Source organism: Paracoccus indicus, from assembly GCF_003056335.1.
In the GTDB taxonomy this organism is placed as follows: domain Bacteria; phylum Pseudomonadota; class Alphaproteobacteria; order Rhodobacterales; family Rhodobacteraceae; genus Paracoccus; species Paracoccus indicus.
In genome coordinates, this window is record NZ_PYWA01000001.1 from 217,767 (window position 1) to 239,820 (window position 22,054).

The window sequence follows — 22,054 nt, forward strand, 5'->3', positions numbered from 1 at the left end:
CGCCGCAGCGGAAGCCAAGGATGATCTCTTCGGGCGAAACCCTCAGATGGGGTGATCGCCCGTGGCGTCGATGACACGGGTCGGCAGACCCATGTCGCCCAGCAGTTCCAGGAAGGGCCGCGCAGGCAGATCCTCGACGTTGGCCATCTTCTTGACGTCCCAAGGGCCACGCGCGATCAGGATTGCGGCCGCGACCGGCGGCACGCCCGCGGTATAGCTGATGCCTTGGCTGCCGACCTCGGTATAGGCGTCCTTGTGATCGGCGACGTTGTAGATGAAGACCTCGCCCGGCTTGCCGTCACGGGTGCCCTTGACCAGATCGCCGATGCAGGTCTTTCCCTCGTAATCGGGCGCAAGGCTGGCGGGATCGGGCAGCACGGCCTTGACGACCTTCAGCGGCACGACCTCTTCGCCATTGGCCAGCTTGACGGGCTGTTCGGACAGCAGGCCAAGGTTCTGCAGCACGGTGAAGACGTTGATGTAATGTTCGCCGAAGCCCATCCAGAAGCGGACGTCGGCGTCCTTGTAGCGGGCCGACAGGCTGTGAACCTCATCATGGCCCGAAAGATAGGCGTTGCGCTTGCCGACAACGGGCAGATCCCATTCGCGGCCGACCTCGAACATCTTGTTCGTCTTCCATTCACCGCCCTGCCAGGAATAGACCGTGCCGGTGAATTCGCGGAAGTTGATCTCGGGGTCGAAGTTCGTGGCGAACCAGCGGCCGTGCGAACCGGCGTTGATGTCGACGATGTCGATGCTGTCGATCTTGTCGAAATATTCATCCTCGGCCAGGCGGGCATAGGCGTTCACCACGCCGGGATCGAAGCCCGCGCCCAGAACGGCCGTGATGCCGGCCTTGGCGACGTCTTCGCGGCGCTTCCATTCGTAGTTGCCGTACCAGGGGGGCGTCTCGCAGATCTTGGCGGGATCTTCATGGATGGCCGTGTCGATATAGGCGGCACCGGTGCGGATGCAGCCCTCAAGCACGGTCATGTTGATGAAGGCCGTGCCCACGTTGATGACGATGCCCGCATCGATCTTGCGGATCAGCGCCTCGACCGCATCGCTGTCCATGGCATCCAGCGCGTGGCTGGTGAAGGGCATGTCATGGCCCTTGTCGCGCAGGCTGTCGATGATGGCATCGGCCTTGGATTGCGTGCGGTTCGCGATATGCAGATCGCCGAATTCGCCCGCCCATTGCGCGACCTTATGGGCGGTGACTTGCGCCACGCCCCCGGCACCGATGATGAGCACGTTCTTTTTCGCCAATTCTGTCTCCTTTCACAGGGTGGCAGAGGATGGGTGGCCTTTACGACAGGCTGCCTTTGTAATCGTCATAGGAAAAGCTGCGAACGGTGCGGATCGTTCCGTCATCTTCCTTCAGGGCAATGGCGGGCATGGCCACGCCGTTGAACCAGTTCTTCTTGACCATCGTGTATCCGGCCGCATCCTGGATGCTGATCCGGTCGCCGATCTGCAGGGGCTTGTCGAACCGCGCCTCGCCGAAGATGTCGCCCGCAAGGCAGGTCTTGCCCGCGATCTGATAGGCGTGATCGCCCGATTGCGGCAGCTTGGCATCCTCGCGATAGATCAGCAGGTCCAGCATGTGCGCTTCGGTGCTGCTGTCGACGATGGCGACGTCCTTGCCATTGTTGATGATGTCCAGCACGCTGACCTCCAGCGTGGTCGTCTTGGTGATGCTGGCCTCGCCCGGTTCCAGATAGGCCTGAACGCCGAAACGCTCCTGGAAGGCCTTCAGCCGGTCGGCAAGGCGCTGCAGCGGATAGCCTTCGCCGGTGAAATGGATGCCGCCCCCAAGCGAAACCCAGTCCAGGCGGTGCAGCAGCGGGCCGAACTCATCCTCGATCCGGGTCAGCTGGCGGTCGAACAGGTCGAAATCGCCGTTCTCGCAGTTGTAGTGGATCATCACGCCGCTGATGCGGTCCAGCGCGGTTTCCAGACGTTCCATGTCCCATTCGCCAAGACGGCTGAAGGGACGCGCGGGGTCGGCCAGATCGAAGCCGCTGGTGGAAAACCGCGGGTTCAGGCGCAGGCCCATCGCGATGCCCTTGGCCTTCTCGGCATAGCGGTCCAGCTGCGACAGGCTGTTGAAGATGATCTTGTCGGCGTAACCCACCGCCTCGTCGATCTCGTGGTCGGCCCAGGCCACCGAATAGGCATGGGTTTCCTTGCCGAACTTCTCGTGCCCCAGGTGCAGTTCATAAAGCGAGGAAGAGGTGGTGCCGTCCATGTAGTCGCGCATCAGGTCGAAGGTGGACCAGGTGGCGAAGCATTTCAGCGCCAGCAGCGCCTTGGCGCCCGACGCCTCGCGCAGCCATGCGACCTTTTCCATGTTGGCGCGCAGCTTCGCCATGTCGATCAGATAGTGGGGCGTCGAAGGCAACGTCATGGGCGAACCTTATCATACAGGCACTGGCAAGCGCGGGGCGGTCACGAAGCCTGCGATATAGCCATGCCCCCCGCTTTTCGCAAGGAAGCATGACATCCCGGTAAAGGCGCCCCGGCCCGCTCAGCCCGCCAGCACGCGTGAGGCGAAACGCCGCAACTCGCGCTTCATCAGCTCCAGCTCGGCCCGTAGGGCGGTGATTTCCGTGGTCAGATCCTCGTCCAGGGGGTGACCGGCCAACAAGGGCATGCGGGCCAGCAGCTCCGCATCGGGGTGAACCTCCTCGCCCGGTTCGCCCGCGTCGGCGCGCAGCAGCAGGGTCTGCACCCCTTCCGACAGGACGTCGCGGGGCAGATCGACCTCGACCAGCGAGGCATCCTCGCCATCGGCGGTCATGCGACCCTCGGCCATGACCTCTCCGTGAAGGACCAGAACGATGCGGGCGGGGGCGCCCTGCGGGTGGGTCAGACGACCGCGCCACAGACCACCCTTCAGACCGTGGCTTTCGAATTGCATCATGGTCGCCTCCTCAGATCTGGGCACGGGCGTGGCGCGACAGGATCACATCCCGCAACGCCACGGCATTCATGAAGGGGGCCTCGAAGATCACGTCCAGCCAGACCTTCTCGATCGAGCGTTGCGACATGTCGGCATAGCCCAGGTCGAACTCGACGACGCGATGGCAGTTCGCACCCTCGATCGGGTCGCCCATCTGGCGCAGGATCTTTTCGGTATTGGGGCCCTGCTGGATATTCAGCCGGGCATAGACGGTGATCGGGCGTTCCGATTGCAGGGTCGATTCCAGCCGCACGACATGATGGCCGCCCAAACCCTCCAGCGCTTGCGCCGGAAACCCCAGCGAGAACGACAGGAAGCTGCCCTCGAAGCCCATCACCTCCAGCGCAAGCGCGTAATCCGACAGATCGGTCGCCCGACGGTTGCGCGCCTGGCGCAGGATCAGCGCCCGCTTGGGGCAGTCGTGAAACAGCGCGACCTCATCGGACAGCCAGCGCCCGCTTGGCGGGGCGACCAGCGCGGGAATGGCATTACGGGCGCGCAGGATCTCGGGTCGCCAGCGCCAGTCGGTACCGGCAGGCAATTCCATCCGCGACAGCGAATCGCGCGTGCCGAGCGACCGGATTTCGGTGGTGTGCAGATAGCGCGTCAGGATCTGCTGCAGGTCGCGCGCCTCATCGCGCATGTCGCGCGGCACGGGACTGTCGCGACGCTGCGCGCGGTCCAGCAAGCCCTGCCACTGACGCGCGGCGCGCGCGCGGATGCGACGTGAAAGCCAACCCTGTTCATGACGCGCCATGCCGGATGCCCCTGCTTGTTCGTCCGTGCGGGGGGCCGCGTGACCGGTCCGGCCACGGGAAGGGAAACCTTGACCCGCGAAGCCCCGGCCCGGGGAACCGTCAGTCGTTACAACCCCTTGCACTTCCCCCGAAGGAATAGCGGCAGATCGGGGGCGGAACAAGCCTTCTGCAACCGCAGGGTGGCCTTATGCCACCAAAGCGTCCAGCCGCGCGGCGCAGATCAGGTCGTTTTCGGTCAATCCTCCGGCCTCATGCGTCGTGAAGGTCACCGCGCAATACCCCCAGCCGAAGGCGATATCAGGGTGATGACCCTGCTTGTTGCCCAACCAGGCGGCCAGGTTGGCCATCTCGACCGCCTTGGCGAAACCCTTGAAGTCGAAGCGGCGGGTGATCCGCGTCGCATCATCCGACAGCGTCCAGCCGGTCAGTTCCGCCACGCGCGTGCGGGCGGTTTCGGCGTCGAAGGGGGCGATGCCCCCCGCGCAGGGTTCGCAGGTCTTGTCGGCCAGGTTGCAGGTGGTCATGGCGAAGGTCCTTTCAGGCGGCGGTCTTGGGCGGGTATTTCGGCGCGTGCAGCCCAAGGCTGCGGGCATGGGCGATATCGGCCAGCAGGTCGCGGCGTGCGGCGGCGAACAGGTCGTCCAGATCCTCGATGACGAAATAGACCGGCTGGTGGATGTCGATCCGGTATGGCGTGCGCAGGATGTCGATCACGTCGAAAGGCCGCAGTTCGGGCTGTCCCGACAAGGACCATGGCAGTTCCGTGACCGAGCTGGCAAGCCCGCTGCCCAAGGCCTTCAATTCACCGTCCTGCCGCATCAGCCCGAATTCGATCGAGAACCAGTAAAGCCGGATCAGCCAGGCGTAATCGGCCTTGTCGCATTGCGTGCCCGCCTGCCCGATGGCCTGGCTGAAGGCCGCAAAGGCCGGGTCGGTCAAAAGGGGCGTATGCCCGAAGATCTCGTGGAAGATGTCGGGTTCCTCGATATAGTCGAAATGCTTGCGCTTGCGGATGAAGCTGGCGGCGGGAAAGGCCTTGTCGGCCAGCATCCCGAAGAACCGCCCGAAGCCGATCAGCGCGGGCACGGGCTCGACCCGCCAACCGGTCAGCGCCCCCAGACGGGCCGAGATATCGGGACATTGCGGCACGCGGTCGGTGGGCATCTGCAAAAGGTCCAGCCCCCTCAGATAGGGCGTGGCCATGTGGCGGCGCACGGCGGGCATCTGCTGGGCGTAAAGGTCGCGCCAGACGGCATCCTCTTCGGCGTCATAGGCGATGAAGCCGTCCATGTCGGCATGCTTGGCATCATATTCGGTCGATTTCGGCATGACATATCCTCCCTGGGGTCCAGATTACCGCACGGGCGGGAAAAGCCTTGCCGGATATGCGCCAGGGTGGGCATTCTGGGGCATAACCTTCCCCAGGAAAGCCACGGAAAGGCATGCGATGCCCGAATTGGATCAGATCGACCGCCGCATCCTGCGGTTGCTTCAGGACGATGCCACGTTGTCCACGCAGGCGCTGGCCGATGCGGCGGGGCTGTCCTCATCCCCCGCATGGCGCCGGTTGCGCCGCCTGACCGAGGATGGCGTGATCCAGCGGCAGGTGGCCATCGTCGCCCCCGCCAAGGCGGGGCTGCACGCGATGGCGCATGTGCAGGTCTCACTTCTGGATCATACCGAGGCGACGCTGGCGCGTTTCGACCGCTTCGTGCAATCCGAGGATCAGATCATGGAATGTGCGACCATCACCGGCACCTCGGACTATCAGCTCAAGATCGTCGCCGCGGACCCCGAGGGGCTGGAACATTTCCTGATGCGCCGCATGCTGCCCCTGGGCATCATCCGCAGCACGGTGACGCATTTCGTGCTGCGCCAGACGAAATACCGCACCGCCCTGCCCGTCTAATCAGTCGCGTCTGAGCGGTCACAGAAGCGGCGCGGCCAAGGCCATCAGGTTGTTGCGCAGGCGCCGCAGCAGGCTCCAATTCCGGACCTGATCCAAGGTGATGGGCCGCGCCCGCCCGACATAGCTCAGCTGGCGGGCCTCGAGCTGGCCGACCAGTTCCGGGTCGAAGACGGCCATGTTGACCTCGTAGTTCAGCTCGAAGCTGCGGCGGTCCAGATTGGCGCTGCCCAGCATGGCCATGCGGCCGTCGACGGTCATCACCTTGGCATGCAGCAGCCCTGGTTCGAACAGCATCAGCCGCACCCCCGCCGCCAGCAATCCGTGATAGAAGCCCTGCGCCGTCGCCCCCACAATCAGGCTGTCGTTGCGGGCGGGCAGGATCATCGTCACCTGCACGCCCCGTCGCGCCGCCGCGCGAATGGCGGCATCCAGCGCCGCATCGGGCACGTAATAGGGCGTGGTCACCACCACGTTGTGCCGCGCGGCATGCAGCATCCCCGCAAGGCAGTCCGACACGCTGCCCGCCCGCAGATCAGGCCCCGTCGCCACCACCTGTGCCACCGTCGCAGCCCCCGGCACCGAGGGCACCAGCTGCAGCATGTGCCCCAGGTCGCGCCCGGTATAGCTCATCCAGTCGCCAAGAAAGACCGACTGCAACTGGCGCACCACCGGCCCCTCGACCCGGACCAGCAGATCGACCCAAGGGGCGAAGCGCGCCTTGACCGCGAAGGCGGCATCGGCGCAGTTGCGGCTGCCGGTGAAGGCCAGATCGTTGTCGATGACGATGATCTTACGGTGATTGCGTAGGTCCAGCCGCTGGAACAGCACGCTGATGAAGGGCAACCCCCAAGGGAAGGCCGTCACGCATTCCGCGCCCGCCTGCTCCATCCGGCCCCATAGGGGCGATCGGACCAGCCCGCGCGATCCAAGCGCATCGACGATGATGCGGCACTGCACGCCCCGCCCCTCGGCGCGGATGATCGCCTCGGCGACCTTGGTGCCGCTGATGTCGGGCAGCCAGATGTAGAACAGCAGATGGACGTGATCGATGGCCCGGTCGATGGCGCTGACGATCTGGTCGATCGCCTCGTCGCCCTCGGACAGCAGGGTCATGCGGTTGCCCGACAGCGCCGCCATTCCGCCCACGGATTCATTGGCCGCGATCACGGGCTGCGCGTGGTCGGGCGGATCGCGCAGCTGGGCGGGGCTGTCGGTCCACATGCCGGTCAGCCGGTCGCGCACATCGGCCATGCGCTGGACCTCGGCGTGGTTCATGCGGATCTCGCCGAACAGCAGATAGGCGATGACGCCGACCAGCGGCACGGCCTCGACCACCATGATCCAGACCAGCCGGACCGACGGCTCCATCCGCGGGCGCAAAAGCACCCGCACGATGATCGCCAGCGACAGCGCGCTGTGCATCAGAAAGAAGATCGTCGCCCACATGGGCCGCATCATCCTTGGACCACCCGGCAATTGCAATTCCCCGCGTCGCGGCCTATCTGAGGGGCTGAAACAGCCAAGGCCGTCCGCGATGAACTGGATCACCAACTACGTCCGCCCGCATATCAACTCGCTCTTCTCGCGCCGCGAGGTGCCCGAGAACCTGTGGACCAAATGTCCCGAATGCGGAACGATGCTGTTCCACCGCGAATTGGCCGACAACCTGAACGTCTGCACGAATTGCGACCACCACATGGCGATCACGCCCCGCGAACGCTTTACCGCGATGTTTGACGGCGGTGCCTTCGTCGAGGTCAAGGTCCCCGAGCCGGTCACCGACCCGCTGCAGTTCCGCGACCAGAAGAAATATCCCGACCGCATGAAGGCCGCCCAACGCAAGACCGGCGAAAAAGAGGCGATGCTGGTGGCCGAGGGCGAGATGGGCCGCACGCCCGTCATCGCCGTGGGCCAGGACTTCAGCTTCATGGGCGGGTCGATGGGCATGTATGTCGGCAACGCCATCATCGCCGCCGCCGAACGCGCGGTGGAAACCGGCAAGCCGCTGGTCCTGTTTTCGGCCGCCGGTGGCGCACGCATGCAGGAAGGCATCCTGTCCTTGATGCAGATGCCCCGCACGACCGTCGCGGTCGAGATGCTGAAGGAAGCCGGCATCCCCTATATCGTCGTGCTGACCCATCCGACCACGGGCGGCGTCACCGCCAGCTATGCCATGCTGGGCGACATCCAGATCGCCGAGCCCAATGCGCTGATCTGCTTCGCGGGTCCCCGCGTGATCGAACAGACCATCCGAGAGAAGCTGCCCGAAGGCTTCCAGCGCGCCGAATACCTGCTGGAACACGGCATGCTGGACCGGGTGACGCACCGCAAGAAGCTGCGCGACGAGCTGGTCTCGATCCTGCGGATGCTGGGCGGCATGCCCGCGCCGACCCGCGCCGATCTGCCGGCCCCCACGCTCGAGGCGCCGGCGATTCCGCCCGAGCTGACCAAGGCCGATTGATCCTGACATCCGTGACCTGACACCTGGGGGGCCCGGGGCCGCCCCGGCGTGATCCGACATGAGCCAATCCGACGCCATTCTTGCCCGCCTGATGGCGCTGCACCCCAAGGTCATCGACCTGTCGCTGGACCGCATGCACAGGCTGCTGGCGGCCTTGGGCAACCCCGAACGCCGCATCCCGCCGGTGATCCACATCGCGGGCACCAACGGCAAGGGCAGCACGCAGGCCATGATCCGCGCGGGGCTGCAGGCGGGGGGCAAGCGCGTCCACGCCTATACCTCGCCGCATCTGGCGCATTTCCATGAACGCATCCGGTTGGCGGGGGACCTGATCAGCGAAGATGCGCTGGCGGCCACGCTGGAGGAATGCGAGGTCGCAAATGACGGCCAGCCCATCACCTTCTTCGAGATCACGACCGCCGCCGCCTTCCTGGCCTTCTCGCGCACCGCCGCCGATTACACCCTGCTGGAGGTGGGCCTTGGCGGGCGGCTGGACGCGACGAATGTGGTCGATCACCCCGCCCTGACGGTTATCACCCCCATCAGCATCGACCACACGCAATATCTGGGCAATACCCTGCCCCTGATCGCGGGCGAAAAGGCCGGCATCATCAAGCGTCAGGTGCCCTGCATCGTCGGCCCCCAGCAGGATCAGGCCCTGCAGGTGATCGAGGCCCGCGCCCAAGGGCTGTCCGCCCCGATCGTCGCGCATGGCCAGCACTGGATGATCCAGCGCGACCGCGACGGGATGGTCTTTCAGGACGATCACGGGCTGTGGGATCTGCCGATGCCCAATCTGATTGGCGACCATCAGGTGCAGAACGCAGGGACCGCGCTGGCCGCCCTGCGGCAGCTGGGCGCGACGGAGGCCATGGCGCTGGCCGCCGTGACGCAGGCCGAATGGCCCGCCCGGATGCAACAGTTGCATCGTGGCCCGCTGGTCGATCTGGCGGGACCCGAGGCGCAGTTGTGGCTGGATGGCGGGCACAACCCGGCGGGCGGTCAGGCGGTCGCGGCGACCTTGGCCGCCATGCCGCCCCGCCCGACGCATCTGGTTTGCGGGATGCTGAACACCAAGGACATCACCGGCTATCTGCGCCCGCTAGCCGAACATGCCGCCAGCCTGACCGCCATCGACATCCCGGGCGAGCCGAACACTCTGCCCGCCCGCGATACCGCCGATGCCGCAAGTCAGGTCGGCATGGCGACCTTCACCGCAGATGATGCCGCCGAAGCCATCCGCGCGATCGTGGCCGAGGCGCCTGCCGCCCGCATCCTGATCTGCGGTTCGCTCTATCTGGCAGGGCGGGTGTTGCGGGAAAACGGCTGAGGGGTCGCCCCCTCAGGCCCAATCCCATGCGCAGGTGAACTGGCCCAGGGTCGCCTTGACCTTCTCCTCATCGACCTGACCGTCGCGCGACAGCATGGCAACCAGCCCGCGTTTCTTGTCCTCGCGCACCTCGACGACATGGCTGCCCGTGCCCTTCAGCGCATTGTCGTAGACACGCTTGATGGCAAGGCGGCGCAGGTCGGGCTTGAAGATCTTGCCGACGGCGGTCTTGGGCAGCTCGGACAGGATCTCGATATGCTTGGGGATGGCCGCACGTTCGTGGATATGGGCCTTGGCATGCTCGCACAGCTCGTCGACGGTGACCTGTGCATCCGCAACCAGCTCGACATAGGCGCAGGGGATCTCACCCGCGAAGCTGTCGGGCTGACCGATGGCGCCGACGAAGGCCACGGCGGGATGGGACAGCAGGCCTTCCTCGATCTCGGCGGGGTCGATGTTGTGACCGCCGCGGATGATCAGATCCTTGGCCCGCCCGGTGATCCACAGATAGCCATCCGCATCGATCCGTCCCAGATCGCCCGTCCGCAGATAGCGATCGCGCGAGAACAGGCGATGGTTCTTGTCGGCCTCGGTATAGGTCGAGCCGGGGAAGACGCCGGGGTTCGACACGCAGATCTCACCCACTGTGTCGATGCCGCAATCGGTGGCATTGTGCTGTTCATCGTGATGCAGGATGCGCACGTCGCTGTAGGGCAAGGGGATCCCGACCGATCCGACCTTCTTCAGCCCGTCGACCGGGTTGCAGCTGACAAGGCAGGTCGCCTCGGTCAGGCCGTAACCCTCGGCGATCTCGACCCCGGTGGCGGCCTTGAAACGGTTGTACAGCTCGATCGGCAGGGGCGCCGATCCGGAAATCGCCGTCTTGAGCGAGCTGACGTCGGCATTGACCGGACGCTGCATCAGGGCCGCGATGGCGGTGGGAACGGTGATCAGGAAGGTCGCCTGCCAGCGCTCGATCAGCTTCCAGAAATTGTCGAAGACGCCGTCGCCGCGATAGCCCGCGGGCGTCGGCATGACCAGATGCGCACCGGACGCGATGCAGGCCATCAGCACCGGATAGGCGGCAAAGACGTGGAACATCGGCAGAGGGCACATCAGCACGTCGGTCTCGTCGAACAGCAGCTCGCCGCCCAGCCAGCCGTTGTAGATCATGCCGGAATACTTGTGCTGCGCCACCTTGGGCGTGCCGGTCGTGCCGCCTGTGTGGAAATAGGCGGCGACGCGGTCCTGCGGCGGCAGATCGAAATCCAGCCGACGATGGTTCTGGCCGCTGGCGGCCGCCTCGAAGTCGACGACCTTGGCGTGGTGGCGCGTCTTCACCTTGGGCCGGATCAACGGCACGATGAACCGCTTCACGCCGCGCAGGTGCCGGTTCAGGTCGACCTGGACGATATGGGTGACATTCGGGGCCTGGGCCACGGCCTCGGCGGCCTTCTGGGCGACATCGGTCTTTGGAAAGGGTTTCAGCGTGACCAGCACCTTGGCGTTGGTTTCGCGCAGGATGCCCGCGATCTGACCTGCGTCCAGCAGCGGGTTGATCGGATTGACGATGCCCGCCGTCGCACCGGCCAACAGCACGATGGGCGTCTCGATGCTGTTGGGCAGCAGATAGGCGACGGTGTCGTCGGGGCCCACGCCCAGGCTGCGGAACAGGTTGGCGGTTTCGGTCACACGCTCCAGCAGCTTCTTCCACGACAGCGTGGTCGCCGGATCGCGCGGGCCTGACAGCAGCTGGAACGAGATCGCCGAACGGTCCGGGAAACGCGACGCCGTGCGCGACACGAAATCGTAAAGCGTGACGGGAAGATCGCGGGAGGCGTAATCCCCTTCGGCCTCGACCCGATCGCGATCCGCGTAGTTGCTGAACTTGCCCATCATTTCCTCCTTCACGAACCGCGTCCCACGGTTCCTCCCTTCCGCGCAGGATGGTCCGAATTGACCGGTCCGGGCAAGATCAAGCCATGCAAAGATGTGGCAGAACGCCGCGTCACCCGATGCGACGTCGCGGCGTTCGGGGTCGCCCGGACCGGTCGGGATTGGATCAGGCGTCCTTGGGGATGCGCAGGACCTGGCCGGGATAGATCTTGTCGGGGTCGCTCAGCATCGGGCGGTTGGCCTCGAAGATCGCGTGATACTTGTTGGCGCTGCCCAGATGTTCCTTGGCGATGGCCGACAGCGTCTCGCCCTTCTGGACGGTGTGGAAGACGGGCGGGGTCTCGGCCTCGGGCAGATCGGCTTCGACGTTGGCGATGCCTTCGATGTTGCCGACGGCCAGGATCAGCTTTTCCATCTGTTCGCGGCTGGCTTCCTTGGTTTCAAGGATGACCGTGTCGCCACGCAGACGCAGGTGCACGTCGCTGCCGTCCATGCCCAGCGCCCGCAGTTCCGCCTTGAGCGCGGCAACCTTGCGATCGGTGTCCGAGGGCGCGGCAGCCTTCGAGGCCGAATCCGCGGGTTGTGCGGTGGGCTTTTCATCCTTGGGTGCAGGGGGCGTGGCCGCCTCGGCCTTGCCGAAGACCGATTTTCCCGCGTCCTTCACGAATTCCCACAAAGCCATCTTGTCACCTCTTGGTTGATTGCAGGGCCTTTCGGCCCAAGGGCTTAACGCAGTTCACACCGGCCGGATGCAAAACGATAGGAAAAAATGCGCCTATGGCGCGACCTATCAACCCTTGATTGTATATAGCGAACGGGGCAGAAGCCGCGCGCCATGATCGAAGGAAGCCCGATGACCCTGAAACCGATGCGTCTGATCGCCCCCTTGTCGCTGTTGGCGCTGGTTGCCTGCAGCCAGCCCCCCTCGACCACACCCGTCGCGGGTGCGCCCAGCTGCAAGCCGACGAATGCGGCGCTGAATGCCGCTGGCACCGCCGCGACGAACCGGGCCCGCAGCGCGGCCGGGCTGCCGCAGGTGCGGGCCAATACCCTGCTGGCGCAGGTTGCTGCCGACCACGCCTGCGACATGGCGCGACGCGGCCAGATGACTCATCGCGGCAGCTCGACCTCGGGACCGGCCGAGCGTGTGAAGGCACGCGGCTATGACACCCGCATCACCGCCGAAAACATCGCTGCCGGTCCCTTCGACACCAGGCGCGTGCTGTCCGAGTGGCAGAAATCGCCGGGGCATCGCGCCAACATCCTGCTGCCGCAGGTTGATGAATTCGGGATCGGGCGCGCGGTCAGTGCCGATGGGCGCACCCAGTATTGGGCCGCCGTCTATGCCGCCGAGAAATAGCGCCCCTCAGGCCGCGTCGGTGGCCCGGGGGCCATCGGTGAACTGCATCCGCGCAAGGCGGGCGTAAAGCCCCCCCTGCGCCACCAGGTCGTCATGCGTTCCCTGGGCGACGATGCGGCCCTGGTCCATGACGACGATGCGGTCGGCCTTCTTCACGGTGGCCAGGCGGTGGGCAACGACGATGGTGGTGCGCCCCTCGGCCAGGCGGTTCACGGCGGTCTGGACCAGCGATTCGGATTCCGCGTCCAAGGCGCTGGTCGCCTCGTCCAGCAACAGCACGGGGGCGTCACGCAGTATGGCGCGGGCGATCGCCACCCGCTGGCGCTGGCCACCAGACAGCATCACGCCGCGCTCACCAAGGGCCGTGTCATAGCCCTGTGGCAGCGCCGCGATGAAATCATGCGCATGGGCCGCCTTCGCCGCCGCGATCACCTGCGCGTCCGAGGCCTCGGGCCTGCCCAGGCGGATGTTGTCGGCAGCCGAGGCCGCGAAGATCACCGGGTCCTGCGGCACCAGCGCCATCTGTTCACGGAAGTCGGTCCGGCGCATGTCGCGCAGATCGACCCCGTCCAGTGTCACGCGCCCCTGAACCGGATCCCAGAACCGCTGGATCAGCTGGATTACCGTGGTCTTGCCGGCGCCTGACGGACCGACCAGCGCCACGGTCTCGCCGGGGCGGATGGTCAGGTCGATGCCGTCCAGCGCAGGCGCATCGGGGCGAGTCGGGAAGCGGAAGTCGACGCCCTGCAGCGCGATCTCTCCGCGCAGGGGGGCGGGCAGCTCGACGGGATGGGCAGGATCGCGCAAAGCGTCATCGGCCGACAGCAGCTCGGCCAGACGCTCGGTCGCACCGGCGGCCCGCTGCAATTCGCCCCAGATTTCCGACAGGGCCCCGGTCGAGCTGGCGACGAGAATCGCATAGATCACGAACTGCACCAGCTGTCCCGCCGTCATCACCCCCTCGCGCACGTCGCGGGCGCCGATCCACAGGACGCCGATGACGCCCGCGAAGATCAGGAAGATCACGATGGCGGTCATGATGGCGCGGGTACGGATGCGGGTCAGGGCGACGTCGAAGCTTTGTTCGGTGACGCTGTCGAAACGGGCGATGCTGCGCGCTTCATGCGTATAGGCCTGCACGGTCTGGGCGGCCAGCAGCGTCTCGGATGCGGTGCCGGACGATACGGCGATCCAGTCCTGATTGGCCCGCGACAGGGCACGCAGACGGCGGCCCAGCACGATGATCGGGATCAGGATCGCGGGCACGATCAGCAGGACCAGCGCCGTCAGCTTCAGCGAGGTCCAGGCCAGAAGCGCCATCCCCCCCGTCAGGATAAGCATGTTGCGCAGCGCGATCGACAGCGACGATCCCACGACCGATTGGATCAGCGTGGTGTCGGTGGTGATGCGCGACAGGATCTCGCCTGTCATGACGCGTTCGAAGAAGGCGGGCGACAGGGTGATCACGCGGCCATAGACGGCCTTGCGGATATCGGCCACGACCCGTTCGCCAAGCCGTGTCACGAAGAAATAGCGCGCCGCCGTGCCCACGGCCAGCAGGCCCACGATCAGCAGGGCCGCACCGAAATACTTGTCCAGCAGCCCCGCACCATCGTCGAAGTTGTCGACCACCCGGCGCACGGCCAGGGGCAGGATCAGGCTGATGCCGGAGGTGCAGGCCAGCGCCAGCAGGGCCAGCACCACCTGGATGCGATAGGGTCGGACGAAGGGCCACAATGCGCCAAGCGCCCCGACCTTCTTGCTGGTGGGACGATCCTCGGTGGTGCTTGCGCCGCGTCTCATTGCCTGTTCCTGCCTGTCTTGCGGGGGTTTCGGTCTAGGATGCATGCCCTCAAAGGACAAGCGGACGCTTCGTCATACCCTGATCGCGCCGCGGGCCAGCGCGTCTTCCAGCGCGTCGATGGCCTCGGCCAGCTTGCCGTCGATGATCTCAAGGTATTGCGTCCAATCCGACAGGCCGCGCAGATCCTCGGCCCCGTCCGAGATCCCGCGCAGCCCGATCAGCGGCAGGTCGAAATGCTGGCAGACGCGCAGGATGGCAAAGGTCTCCATATCGACCATGTCCTGCGCGATGCCCCGATAGCCCACGCCGCTGACGATGCTGGCGCCGGTGGCAAGGCTGGCCACGGGGATGCTTGGGATGCGATGTGGCAGATCGACCACGGCGGGCAGATCCAGCAGCGGCGTGCAGCCCCGCTCGAACCCCAGGGCGGATGCATCCATGTCGCGATAGGCCACCGATCCCACCTGATAGACCTGCGTCTGCGCCAGCCGCGCCGATCCCGCCGAGCCCAGGGACACGACCAGCCGCGGCCTTTCGGCCATCCCCGCGAGGGCAGCGGTCAGCTGCACGGCGGCCTCTACCGGCCCGATGCCGGTCATCAGGGGTGTGATGCGGGCCTGCAGGGCGGGGCCGTATTCGGGCCGCGCCGCCATCACGAACAGGACGGGCAGATCGGCAAGCGTATCGGGGGTGGTCATGCATCACCTGCGGCAAGGGGTTCCCTTGGGGGGTTTGCCCGCCCCCCGCCATCCGGTCAAGCGCGATGGCCCCTTGCGGGCGCAGCCGCCCCTGTGGCAGGTCTTTGACCGTCAAAAAGGGGACAAGCATGGGCAAGGTCAGCGATCTCTATCGCCAGCGCGTGGCCGAGGGCGTTCTGCGCCCCGATCCCGCACAGGAAGCCGTGCTGCCCCTGATGGACCGCGTGCTGGAGGACATGGCGCATGCCCCGGCGCAGGCACCCAAACGCTCGACCTGGCGGGCATTTCTGGGGGTGGGCAATGCGGCCCCGGCGGCGGCCTCGGTCAAGGGGCTGTATCTTTGGGGCGGCGTGGGGCGCGGGAAATCCATGCTGATGGACCTGATGGCCGAGGCCGCGGGCGACATCCCCAACCGCCGCGTGCATTTCCACGAGTTCATGCAGGAAATCCAGGCCGGGCTGGATCAGGCCCGCAAGCGCGGCGAACAGGACACCGTCCGCCCCGTCGCCATGCAGGTCGCATCGCAGGTTCGCCTGCTGTGCTTCGACGAGATGCAGATCACCGATATCGCCGATGCGATGATCGTGGGTCGCTTGTTCCAGGTGCTGTTCGAACAGGGGGTGGTCGTCGTCACCACCTCGAACCGCATCCCCGAGGATCTCTACAAGCACGGGCTGAACCGGCAGCTGTTCCTGCCCTTCATCGACCTGATCCGCGAACGCATGCAGGTCACCTGTCTGGACAGCGAGACCGACTATCGCCAGAACCGCAGCGCCGGTGGGCAGGTCTGGTTCACGCCGGCCAATGCGCAGGCGCGCGAGGCTCTGGACGCCATCTGGGCCAATCTGATCGACGGTGCCGAAGCCGCGCCCTTGCGGATCGAGGTCAAGGGCCGTCAGGTCGAACTGCCTGCCCATGCGGACCGCGTGGCACGGGCGGGCTTCTGGGACCTCTGCGGCAAGCCGCTTGGACCGGCCGACTACCTGGCCGTGGCGCGGGCGGTCGACGTGCTGCTGATCGACGGCGTGCCACGCCTCTCGGGGTCGAACTACAACGAGGCCAAGCGCTTCGTCACGCTGGTCGACGCCCTCTACGAGGCCAAGGTCCGCCTGATCGCCAGCGCCGCCGACGAACCCGAACAGCTGTACAACGAAGGCGAGGGCAGCTTCGAGTTCGAACGCACCGCCAGCCGCCTTCGCGAAATGCAGGACGCGGCCTGGGGCGCGCGCTAGGCCACGCCCAAGGTCTTGCGGCCCCGCGCCACAAGGTCGCGCAGTTCCTGGATGTCCATCTCGCCGAAGACGACCTCATCGCCGCAGATGAAGCTGGGCGTGCCGCGCAGGCCCATGTGATCGCCCAGAAGGAAGCTCATGGTGACATGGCGCTCGGGGGCTTCGCCTTGCATGTCCTCGCGCAGGCGGGCCTCGTCCAGGCCGACCTGGCGGGCGATGCGCATGACGCTGGCTTCCTCGGCCCGGCCCTTCATGGACATCAGGGCGGCGTGGAACTGCCAGTATTTGCCCTGCTGCAGGGATGCCAGCGACGCCTTGGCAGCAAATTCCGAATCCGCGCCGAAGACCGGCCATTCGCGATAGACCAGCCGCAGCTGCGGATCCTCGCGCACCAGCTGCGACATCAGGGGCAGCATCTTTCGGCAATACTGGCAGTTATAGTCGAAGAACTCGGACAGGGTGATGTTGCCCCCACCATTGCCAAGGACGGGCGCGGTCGGATCGCGCTCCAGCGATTTGCGCAGATCCTCGGGCATGGGGTTGTCACGCTCGGCGGCGGATGCGGGCAGCGCACCAAGCGCGGCGGTGGCACCAGCACTGGCCAGAATGAAACGACGGGTCAGCATGGGTTGTCCTTTCGCAAGGGGCGGGATCACATGGGGACCAGCTAACCGAAGGTTGTCGCATGCGTAAACAACGCCCTGCCCCCCAAGACGTCACGTTGACGTCAGACCTGCAGGACCCCGACCCCATCTGCCCGCTGTGCGGCCGCCCCATTCCCCCCGATGTCCCGCAAAGCCGCCATCACCTGATCCCCAAGCTGCGCGGCGGCAAGGGCGGGGAAACGGTGCTGCTGCACCACATCTGCCACAAGACCATCCACAAGACGTTCCGCGAAACCGAACTGGCCCGGAACCTGAACACCCCCGAGGCCTTGCGCGCCCATCCCGACATGGCGCGCTTTTTGGATTGGGTCGCCAAGCGCCCGCCGGGCTTTACCGGCAAGGTTCGCTAGCGCCGCGACTCCGCCCCCCCGGTCGCCGCCGCTCATCTTGCGCAAAGTGCAAGTGACACGGCATCGGATTGCGGCAGGTTTTCCCGTGTCCGACAAAGCCGTCAGTCCGCTTTTGTCCCTGATATCACCCACATTCCCAACGTTGTGAGCCTGCACGGGTCCGCAGCAAAGGGTCTGTTGCCCCAAGCCTTAACCAGCGGGATCAGGTCGTTTTCCACTGATATCTGATGCATTCGCCCGCAGTGGCATGACAGGTTCGCCACGCGGGCATGGTGCGCGACACATCGACCGGCTGACGTAAAGGCATTTGCCGATCACGGATCCATCACATCGCCGTGGTTGCCCCTGCGACACGCCCATTCGCAGGGGCCTTGAAAGCGATCTTCAATCCGCCGGATGGCAGGACTAGATCAGCCTCACAACGAGAGTTTGGAGACTATCATGAAATTCGTTACCGCAGCCGTCGCCTCCCTGATCGCAGCCGGTGCAGCCAGCGCAGGCGGCTATACCGCCCCCGTCGTTGATGCGGCACCCGTCGAAGTCGCACCCGTCGTGACCATGGACGCTTCGGACTGGAGCGGCTTCTACGCCGGTCTGCAGTACGGCCAGGGCGAAGCAACCGCATCGTTCGACGACGCAGAAGCCGACACCGATTTCGACGCCTACGGTGTGCACGGTGGCTACAACCACGATTTCGGCAAGTACGTCCTGGGTGGCGAACTTGACTACAACAAGATCGACCTGGACGACGACCAGGGCGAAGCCGACCTGACCCGCCTGCGCGCACGTGCCGGTTACGACCTGGGGCGCTTCCTGCCCTACGTCACCCTGGGCGCCGCCCACATCTCGGGCGATGACGACCTGTCGGAAACCGACGTCACCTACGGCATCGGTGCCGACTACAAGGTCACCGAAATGTTCACCGTCGGCGCCGAGTACACCAAGCAGGACTTCGACGATGTCGACGACGTCGACGGTCTGGACCTGGACACCGACATGGTGCAGGTCCGCGCGTCCTACCACTTCTGATCGGGACGGTGGCCGCCCCTGCGGCCATCACCTGACGAAAAAGCCGCCCCCAAGGGCGGCTTTTTTCATGTCGCGGCTGTGGCATCCAATTGTCTTGCCTTGAAGGCGGCATAGGTCTCCATGCCGTCCGACATCAGCCAGTCCGTGCGCCCGTTCCGCGATGTCCCGAACAGAAAGACCGCGGCCGCCGACGGGCTGTCAAACGCGATATCCTCGCGCAGGGTGAAGTTCCCGCTGCCCGATGGCACGATGCGCCCGCTTTCCATTGCCTGATCGCGCAACATCCGTGCCTTGTCGCCGAAGGATGGCGAGGACTGCAGACTGCCCGTCGATCCCGACAGAACGACGAATTCGCCATCGACCTCGGTCGCACGCGCCGCGATCCCCTTCGCCGGATGATCAATGCGGAAGGTGACGGCCTGTGTCCGAGGGGCGGGTTCGACAGGGGTGGTGGTGGCGGGTCTGCGCAGGACATCGATGCCGATGACGGGCAAGATCAGCTGGATCTCGTCCAGAAAGCTGTCCATGTCGGCGATATCGGCTTCGGGAAGGCGTTCGAAATCAGGCTGGGTCCGGTTGACGACCTTGGACTTGCGCGCTGCCTGCAGCAATCCGATCAGCTTGCCTTCCAGATAGCGGACATGCGCCTTGGTCAGGTTCATGTCCTTGCTGGTGATGGCGACGAAACGGTCCCAGAAATCCTTGTCGGGATCGCTGGCGTGGGACCTGAGCCTCGACCCGATGCTGTCGCCCTCACCGACATAGACCGAAGGCAGATCCCCCTCGTGGCTGTCGCCATGGAGGAGATAGACGCCCGTGCGATCCAGCTCCTCTCGCCGGATCGCGGCGTCCAGCCGCGTCCGAGGAGCCGAGAGCACGTGGCCGGTCCAATTGATGATCTCGGCGGTCAGGATGCCCGTCGCCGAGCCTTCCGCCAGATACAGCCGTACGGACCGGCCCTTTCCCATCAGCGCGTGAACTTCTTGTGTTTCACGCGCTTGGGTTCGACGGCATCCGGCCCAAGGCGGCGGATCTTGTCTTCCTCGTAGGCTTCGAAGTTGCCCTCGAACCATTCGACATGGGCGTCGCCCTCGAATGCCAGGATATGCGTGCACAGGCGGTCGAGGAAGAAGCGGTCGTGGCTGATGATGACCGCGCAGCCGGCGAAATCGTCCAGCGCCGCTTCCAGCGCCTGCAGCGTTTCCACATCCAGATCGTTGGTCGGTTCGTCCAGCAGCAGCACGTTGCCGCCCGATTTCAGCAGCTTGGCCATGTGGACGCGGTTGCGTTCACCGCCCGACAGCTGGCCGACCTTCTTCTGCTGGTCGCCGCCCTTGAAGTTGAAGGCGCTGGCATAGGCGCGGCTGTTCATCTGCGCGTCGCCCAGCTGGATCTGCTCGGCCCCGCCGCTGATTTCCTCCCAGACGGTGGCATTGGGGTCCAGTGCGTCGCGGGACTGGTCGACATAGGACAGATGCACCGTGTCGCCCCAGGTGATGGTGCCTTCGTCGGGCTGTTCGTTGCCGGTCAGCATGCGGAACAGCGTGGATTTGCCCGCACCGTTCGGGCCGATGACGCCGACGATGCCGCCGGGCGGCAGGGCGAAGTCCAGATTCTCGATCAGCAGCTTGTCGCCCATGGCCTTCTTCAGGCCCTCGACCTCGATCACCTTGCCGCCAAGGCGTTCGCCGTTGGGGATGATGATCTGGGCGCGGGTCAGCTTGTCACGCTCGGACTGGCCGGCCAGTTCGTTATAGGCGTTGATGCGGGCCTTGGATTTCGCCTGACGCGCCTTGGCACCGGCGCGGATCCATTCCAACTCGCGCTCCAGCACCTTCTGCTTGGACTTGTCCTCGCGGGCTTCCTGTTCAAGCCGCTTGGCCTTCTGCTCCAGCCATGCGGAATAGTTCCCCTCGTAGGGGATGCCGCGGCCGCGATCCAGTTCCAGGATCCAGCTGGTGATGTCGTCCAGGAAATAGCGGTCGTGGGTTACGGTCAGGATCGTGCCCTTGTATTCGATCAGGTGCTTCTGCAACCAGGCGATGGTTTCCGCGTCCAGGTGGTTGGTCGGTTCGTCCAGCAGCAGCATGTCGGGCGCCTCAAGCAGCAGCTTGCACAGCGCGACGCGGCGCTTTTCACCGCCGGACAGGGTGGTCACATCCGCATCGTCGGGCGGGCAGCGCAGAGCCTCCATCGCGACGTCGATCTGGCTGTCCAGATCCCACAGGTTCTCGGCGTCGATCTGGTCCTGCAGGGCGGCCATCTCCTCGGCAGTCTCGTCCGAGTAGTTCATCGCCAGCTCGTTATAGCGTTCCAGCTTGGCCTGCTTGGCCGCGACGCCCAGCATGACGTTGCCGCGCACGTCCAGGCTCTCGTCCAGCTGCGGTTCCTGCGGCAGGTAACCCACGGTCGCGCCCTTGGCGGCCCATGCCTCGCCGGTGAAATCCTTGTCCCATCCCGCCATCACGCGCAGCAGGGTCGATTTACCGGCACCGTTGACGCCGACGACGCCGATCTTGACGCCGGGAAGGAAGTTCAGACGGATGTTCTCGAAGACCTTCTTGCCGCCGGGATAGGTTTTGGACACACCGTCCATGTGATAGACGAACTGATAGGCCGCCATGGGAATTCTCCTGAAAAAGCTTTGCCCCTCCCATACGGCAAAGGGGCGGGCGGTGAAAGGTCAGCGTAGCTCGGCCATGAAGGCCTTGCCCATCGTCTGACGCAGGAAGTCGTATTGCGGTGCCAGCCGCCCGCGCAGTTCGGCCAGCAGTTCGGGCGGGGGCAAGAGGCCGCCGGGGTTGGCGAAGACCTTGTTGCCCGCGTTCTCGTACAGCATGGGTCCGATGCCCAGGTGCTCCTCGACCTGATCCAGCACGACATGGGGCTTGGCGGTGATGCGGCCGAAGGGCAGGATCAGCATGTCGGGGTAATGCGCCCGCCAACGAGGGATATAGGCCGCGTAATCGCCCCGGTCGTAAAGCGCCGGGTTGTCCAGTTCCGCCAGCCATTGCGCGACGTCTGCCGGTTCGCGGCCTTCGCGCCGCAGGTTCATGCGCAGCTGCGACACAAGGCGGTCCACCGGATCGCGCACCAGATAGACCACGCGCGCCTTGGGCAGGAATTGCGCCACGGCGGCGACGCCCTCGGGCGGTAGGGTCGAATATTCGGGGGTGAAATCCATGGGCGTCGCATGGGCGGGGGCTGGCGCGAAGACGCGCTTGTACCACTGGTTGTGGAACATCTTGCCGCCGGTGATCGCCGTCAGGTAATCCTCAAGCGCATCCGGCATGGCGACGCCGCGCGTCTTGTGGCGGTCGCGGATTTCCTGGGGCTTGTTGCGGTAATGCCAGCGGATCCAGCGCTGGTGATCCGGGACATGCAGGAAGTTGAAATACTGCACCTCCTTGAAGGGCGGTATCCAGATCTGAGGGTGCTGCCCCAGCATCTGCGCCAGCCAGCTGGTCCCTGCCTTTTGCGCGCCGATGCACAGCGCGCCGGGCTTGCGGGGCGCACCTTCGGGGTCGAAGGCGGGGCTGATGGTCATCATCGTCTGCGTCATGCCGGTCCTTCCTTGCGGCTGCGGACCGGCGCGGG

General features: G+C 65.4%; 22 protein-coding genes. 7 read left to right on the forward strand and 15 right to left on the reverse strand.

Features of this window, described 5'->3' with window-relative positions; all coding sequences use genetic code 11:
- Positions 1-42 precede the first annotated feature (42 nt).
- The 6 genes from DDE75_RS01150 to DDE75_RS01175 all read right to left on the reverse strand — a co-directional run bounded on the left by DDE75_RS01150 (position 43) and on the right by DDE75_RS01175 (position 5,052).
- Positions 43-1,269, reverse strand: coding sequence for a saccharopine dehydrogenase family protein (locus DDE75_RS01150; RefSeq protein ID WP_108500552.1), 1,227 nt, complete (start codon positions 1,267-1,269; stop codon positions 43-45).
- Positions 1,270-1,309: 40 nt separating this feature from the next.
- Positions 1,310-2,404, reverse strand: coding sequence for a carboxynorspermidine decarboxylase (gene nspC / locus DDE75_RS01155; RefSeq protein WP_170310914.1), 1,095 nt, complete (start codon positions 2,402-2,404; stop codon positions 1,310-1,312).
- A 126-nt stretch (positions 2,405-2,530) separates the two neighbouring features.
- Entirely contained in the window at positions 2,531-2,926 is a 396-nt protein-coding gene (locus DDE75_RS01160) for a hypothetical protein (protein WP_108500554.1), read from the reverse strand.
- A 10-nt stretch (positions 2,927-2,936) separates the two neighbouring features.
- A complete protein-coding gene (locus DDE75_RS01165) occupies positions 2,937-3,722 on the reverse strand; it encodes a DUF6478 family protein (protein ID WP_108500555.1) in 786 nt (261 codons plus the stop codon).
- 186 nt (positions 3,723-3,908) lie between these two features.
- On the reverse strand, positions 3,909-4,247 hold the full coding sequence (locus DDE75_RS01170; protein ID WP_108500556.1) for a 4a-hydroxytetrahydrobiopterin dehydratase: 339 nt from the start codon (positions 4,245-4,247) through the stop codon (positions 3,909-3,911).
- Between the two features lie 13 nt (positions 4,248-4,260).
- A complete protein-coding gene (locus tag DDE75_RS01175) occupies positions 4,261-5,052 on the reverse strand; it encodes a phenylalanine 4-monooxygenase (protein ID WP_108500557.1) in 792 nt (263 codons plus the stop codon).
- 118 nt (positions 5,053-5,170) lie between these two features.
- Between DDE75_RS01175 and DDE75_RS01180 the strand changes: the two genes are divergently transcribed.
- Positions 5,171-5,632 (forward strand): Lrp/AsnC family transcriptional regulator, encoded by a 462-nt coding sequence (locus tag DDE75_RS01180; protein ID WP_108500558.1) that lies wholly within the window; start codon positions 5,171-5,173, stop codon positions 5,630-5,632.
- A gap of 18 nt (positions 5,633-5,650) precedes the next feature.
- Here the strand turns inward: DDE75_RS01180 and cls are convergent, their stop codons facing one another.
- Entirely contained in the window at positions 5,651-7,078 is a 1,428-nt protein-coding gene (gene cls, locus DDE75_RS01185; RefSeq protein WP_108500872.1) for a cardiolipin synthase, read from the reverse strand.
- Positions 7,079-7,166: 88 nt separating this feature from the next.
- On the opposite strand from cls, the gene accD reads away from it, so the two are divergent.
- Positions 7,167-8,093: an acetyl-CoA carboxylase, carboxyltransferase subunit beta gene (accD, locus tag DDE75_RS01190; protein WP_108500559.1), complete on the forward strand. Its 927-nt coding sequence runs from the start codon at positions 7,167-7,169 to the stop codon at positions 8,091-8,093.
- 58 nt (positions 8,094-8,151) lie between these two features.
- Positions 8,152-9,423, forward strand: coding sequence for a bifunctional folylpolyglutamate synthase/dihydrofolate synthase (locus DDE75_RS01195; protein WP_108500560.1), 1,272 nt, complete (start codon positions 8,152-8,154; stop codon positions 9,421-9,423).
- Between the two features lie 12 nt (positions 9,424-9,435).
- On the opposite strand, the gene DDE75_RS01200 is transcribed toward DDE75_RS01195, so the two are convergent.
- Together DDE75_RS01200 and lysM are read right to left on the reverse strand one after the other, a co-directional pair.
- A complete protein-coding gene (locus DDE75_RS01200) occupies positions 9,436-11,319 on the reverse strand; it encodes an acyl-CoA synthetase (protein ID WP_108500873.1) in 1,884 nt (627 codons plus the stop codon).
- 166 nt (positions 11,320-11,485) lie between these two features.
- Positions 11,486-12,001, reverse strand: coding sequence for a peptidoglycan-binding protein LysM (gene lysM, locus DDE75_RS01205; protein WP_108500561.1), 516 nt, complete (start codon positions 11,999-12,001; stop codon positions 11,486-11,488).
- Between the two features lie 171 nt (positions 12,002-12,172).
- Between lysM and DDE75_RS01210 the strand changes: the two genes are divergently transcribed.
- Entirely contained in the window at positions 12,173-12,679 is a 507-nt protein-coding gene (locus DDE75_RS01210; protein WP_108500874.1) for a CAP domain-containing protein, read from the forward strand.
- Positions 12,680-12,685: 6 nt separating this feature from the next.
- Here the strand turns inward: DDE75_RS01210 and DDE75_RS01215 are convergent, their stop codons facing one another.
- Both DDE75_RS01215 and DDE75_RS01220 read right to left on the reverse strand, forming a co-directional pair.
- Complete coding sequence (locus DDE75_RS01215; RefSeq protein ID WP_108500562.1) at positions 12,686-14,482, reverse strand: ABC transporter transmembrane domain-containing protein; 1,797 nt, start codon at positions 14,480-14,482, stop codon at positions 12,686-12,688.
- Between the two features lie 72 nt (positions 14,483-14,554).
- A complete protein-coding gene (locus DDE75_RS01220) occupies positions 14,555-15,181 on the reverse strand; it encodes a 5'-methylthioadenosine/S-adenosylhomocysteine nucleosidase (protein WP_108500563.1) in 627 nt (208 codons plus the stop codon).
- A gap of 128 nt (positions 15,182-15,309) precedes the next feature.
- On the opposite strand from DDE75_RS01220, the gene zapE reads away from it, so the two are divergent.
- Positions 15,310-16,413, forward strand: a complete 1,104-nt coding sequence (zapE, locus tag DDE75_RS01225) for a cell division protein ZapE (protein ID WP_108500564.1) — start codon at positions 15,310-15,312, stop codon at positions 16,411-16,413.
- Here the strand turns inward: zapE and DDE75_RS01230 are convergent.
- Positions 16,410-17,039, reverse strand: a complete 630-nt coding sequence (locus tag DDE75_RS01230) for a DsbA family protein (RefSeq protein ID WP_108500565.1) — start codon at positions 17,037-17,039, stop codon at positions 16,410-16,412. The two genes, zapE and DDE75_RS01230, sit on opposite strands and share 4 nt — an antisense overlap.
- A gap of 59 nt (positions 17,040-17,098) precedes the next feature.
- Between DDE75_RS01230 and DDE75_RS01235 the strand changes: the two genes are divergently transcribed.
- Together DDE75_RS01235 and DDE75_RS01240 are read left to right on the forward strand one after the other, a co-directional pair.
- Positions 17,099-17,428, forward strand: a complete 330-nt coding sequence (locus DDE75_RS01235) for an HNH endonuclease family protein (protein ID WP_108500566.1) — start codon at positions 17,099-17,101, stop codon at positions 17,426-17,428.
- Positions 17,429-17,869: 441 nt separating this feature from the next.
- The gene (locus tag DDE75_RS01240; protein ID WP_108500567.1) at positions 17,870-18,457 is read left to right on the forward strand and encodes an outer membrane protein; all 588 of its coding nucleotides are present in this window, start codon (positions 17,870-17,872) and stop codon (positions 18,455-18,457) included.
- A gap of 65 nt (positions 18,458-18,522) precedes the next feature.
- On the opposite strand, the gene DDE75_RS01245 is transcribed toward DDE75_RS01240, so the two are convergent.
- From DDE75_RS01245 to DDE75_RS01255, 3 genes are read right to left on the reverse strand one after another with little or no spacing between them, the layout of a single operon-like run.
- On the reverse strand, positions 18,523-19,425 hold the full coding sequence (locus DDE75_RS01245; protein ID WP_162798865.1) for a GIY-YIG nuclease family protein: 903 nt from the start codon (positions 19,423-19,425) through the stop codon (positions 18,523-18,525).
- On the reverse strand, positions 19,425-21,080 hold the full coding sequence (gene ettA / locus DDE75_RS01250; RefSeq protein ID WP_108500569.1) for an energy-dependent translational throttle protein EttA: 1,656 nt from the start codon (positions 21,078-21,080) through the stop codon (positions 19,425-19,427). The genes DDE75_RS01245 and ettA overlap by 1 nt, the downstream gene beginning before the upstream one ends.
- A gap of 60 nt (positions 21,081-21,140) precedes the next feature.
- On the reverse strand, positions 21,141-22,019 hold the full coding sequence (locus DDE75_RS01255; protein ID WP_245894575.1) for a sulfotransferase family protein: 879 nt from the start codon (positions 22,017-22,019) through the stop codon (positions 21,141-21,143).
- Positions 22,020-22,054: the final 35 nt, after the last annotated feature.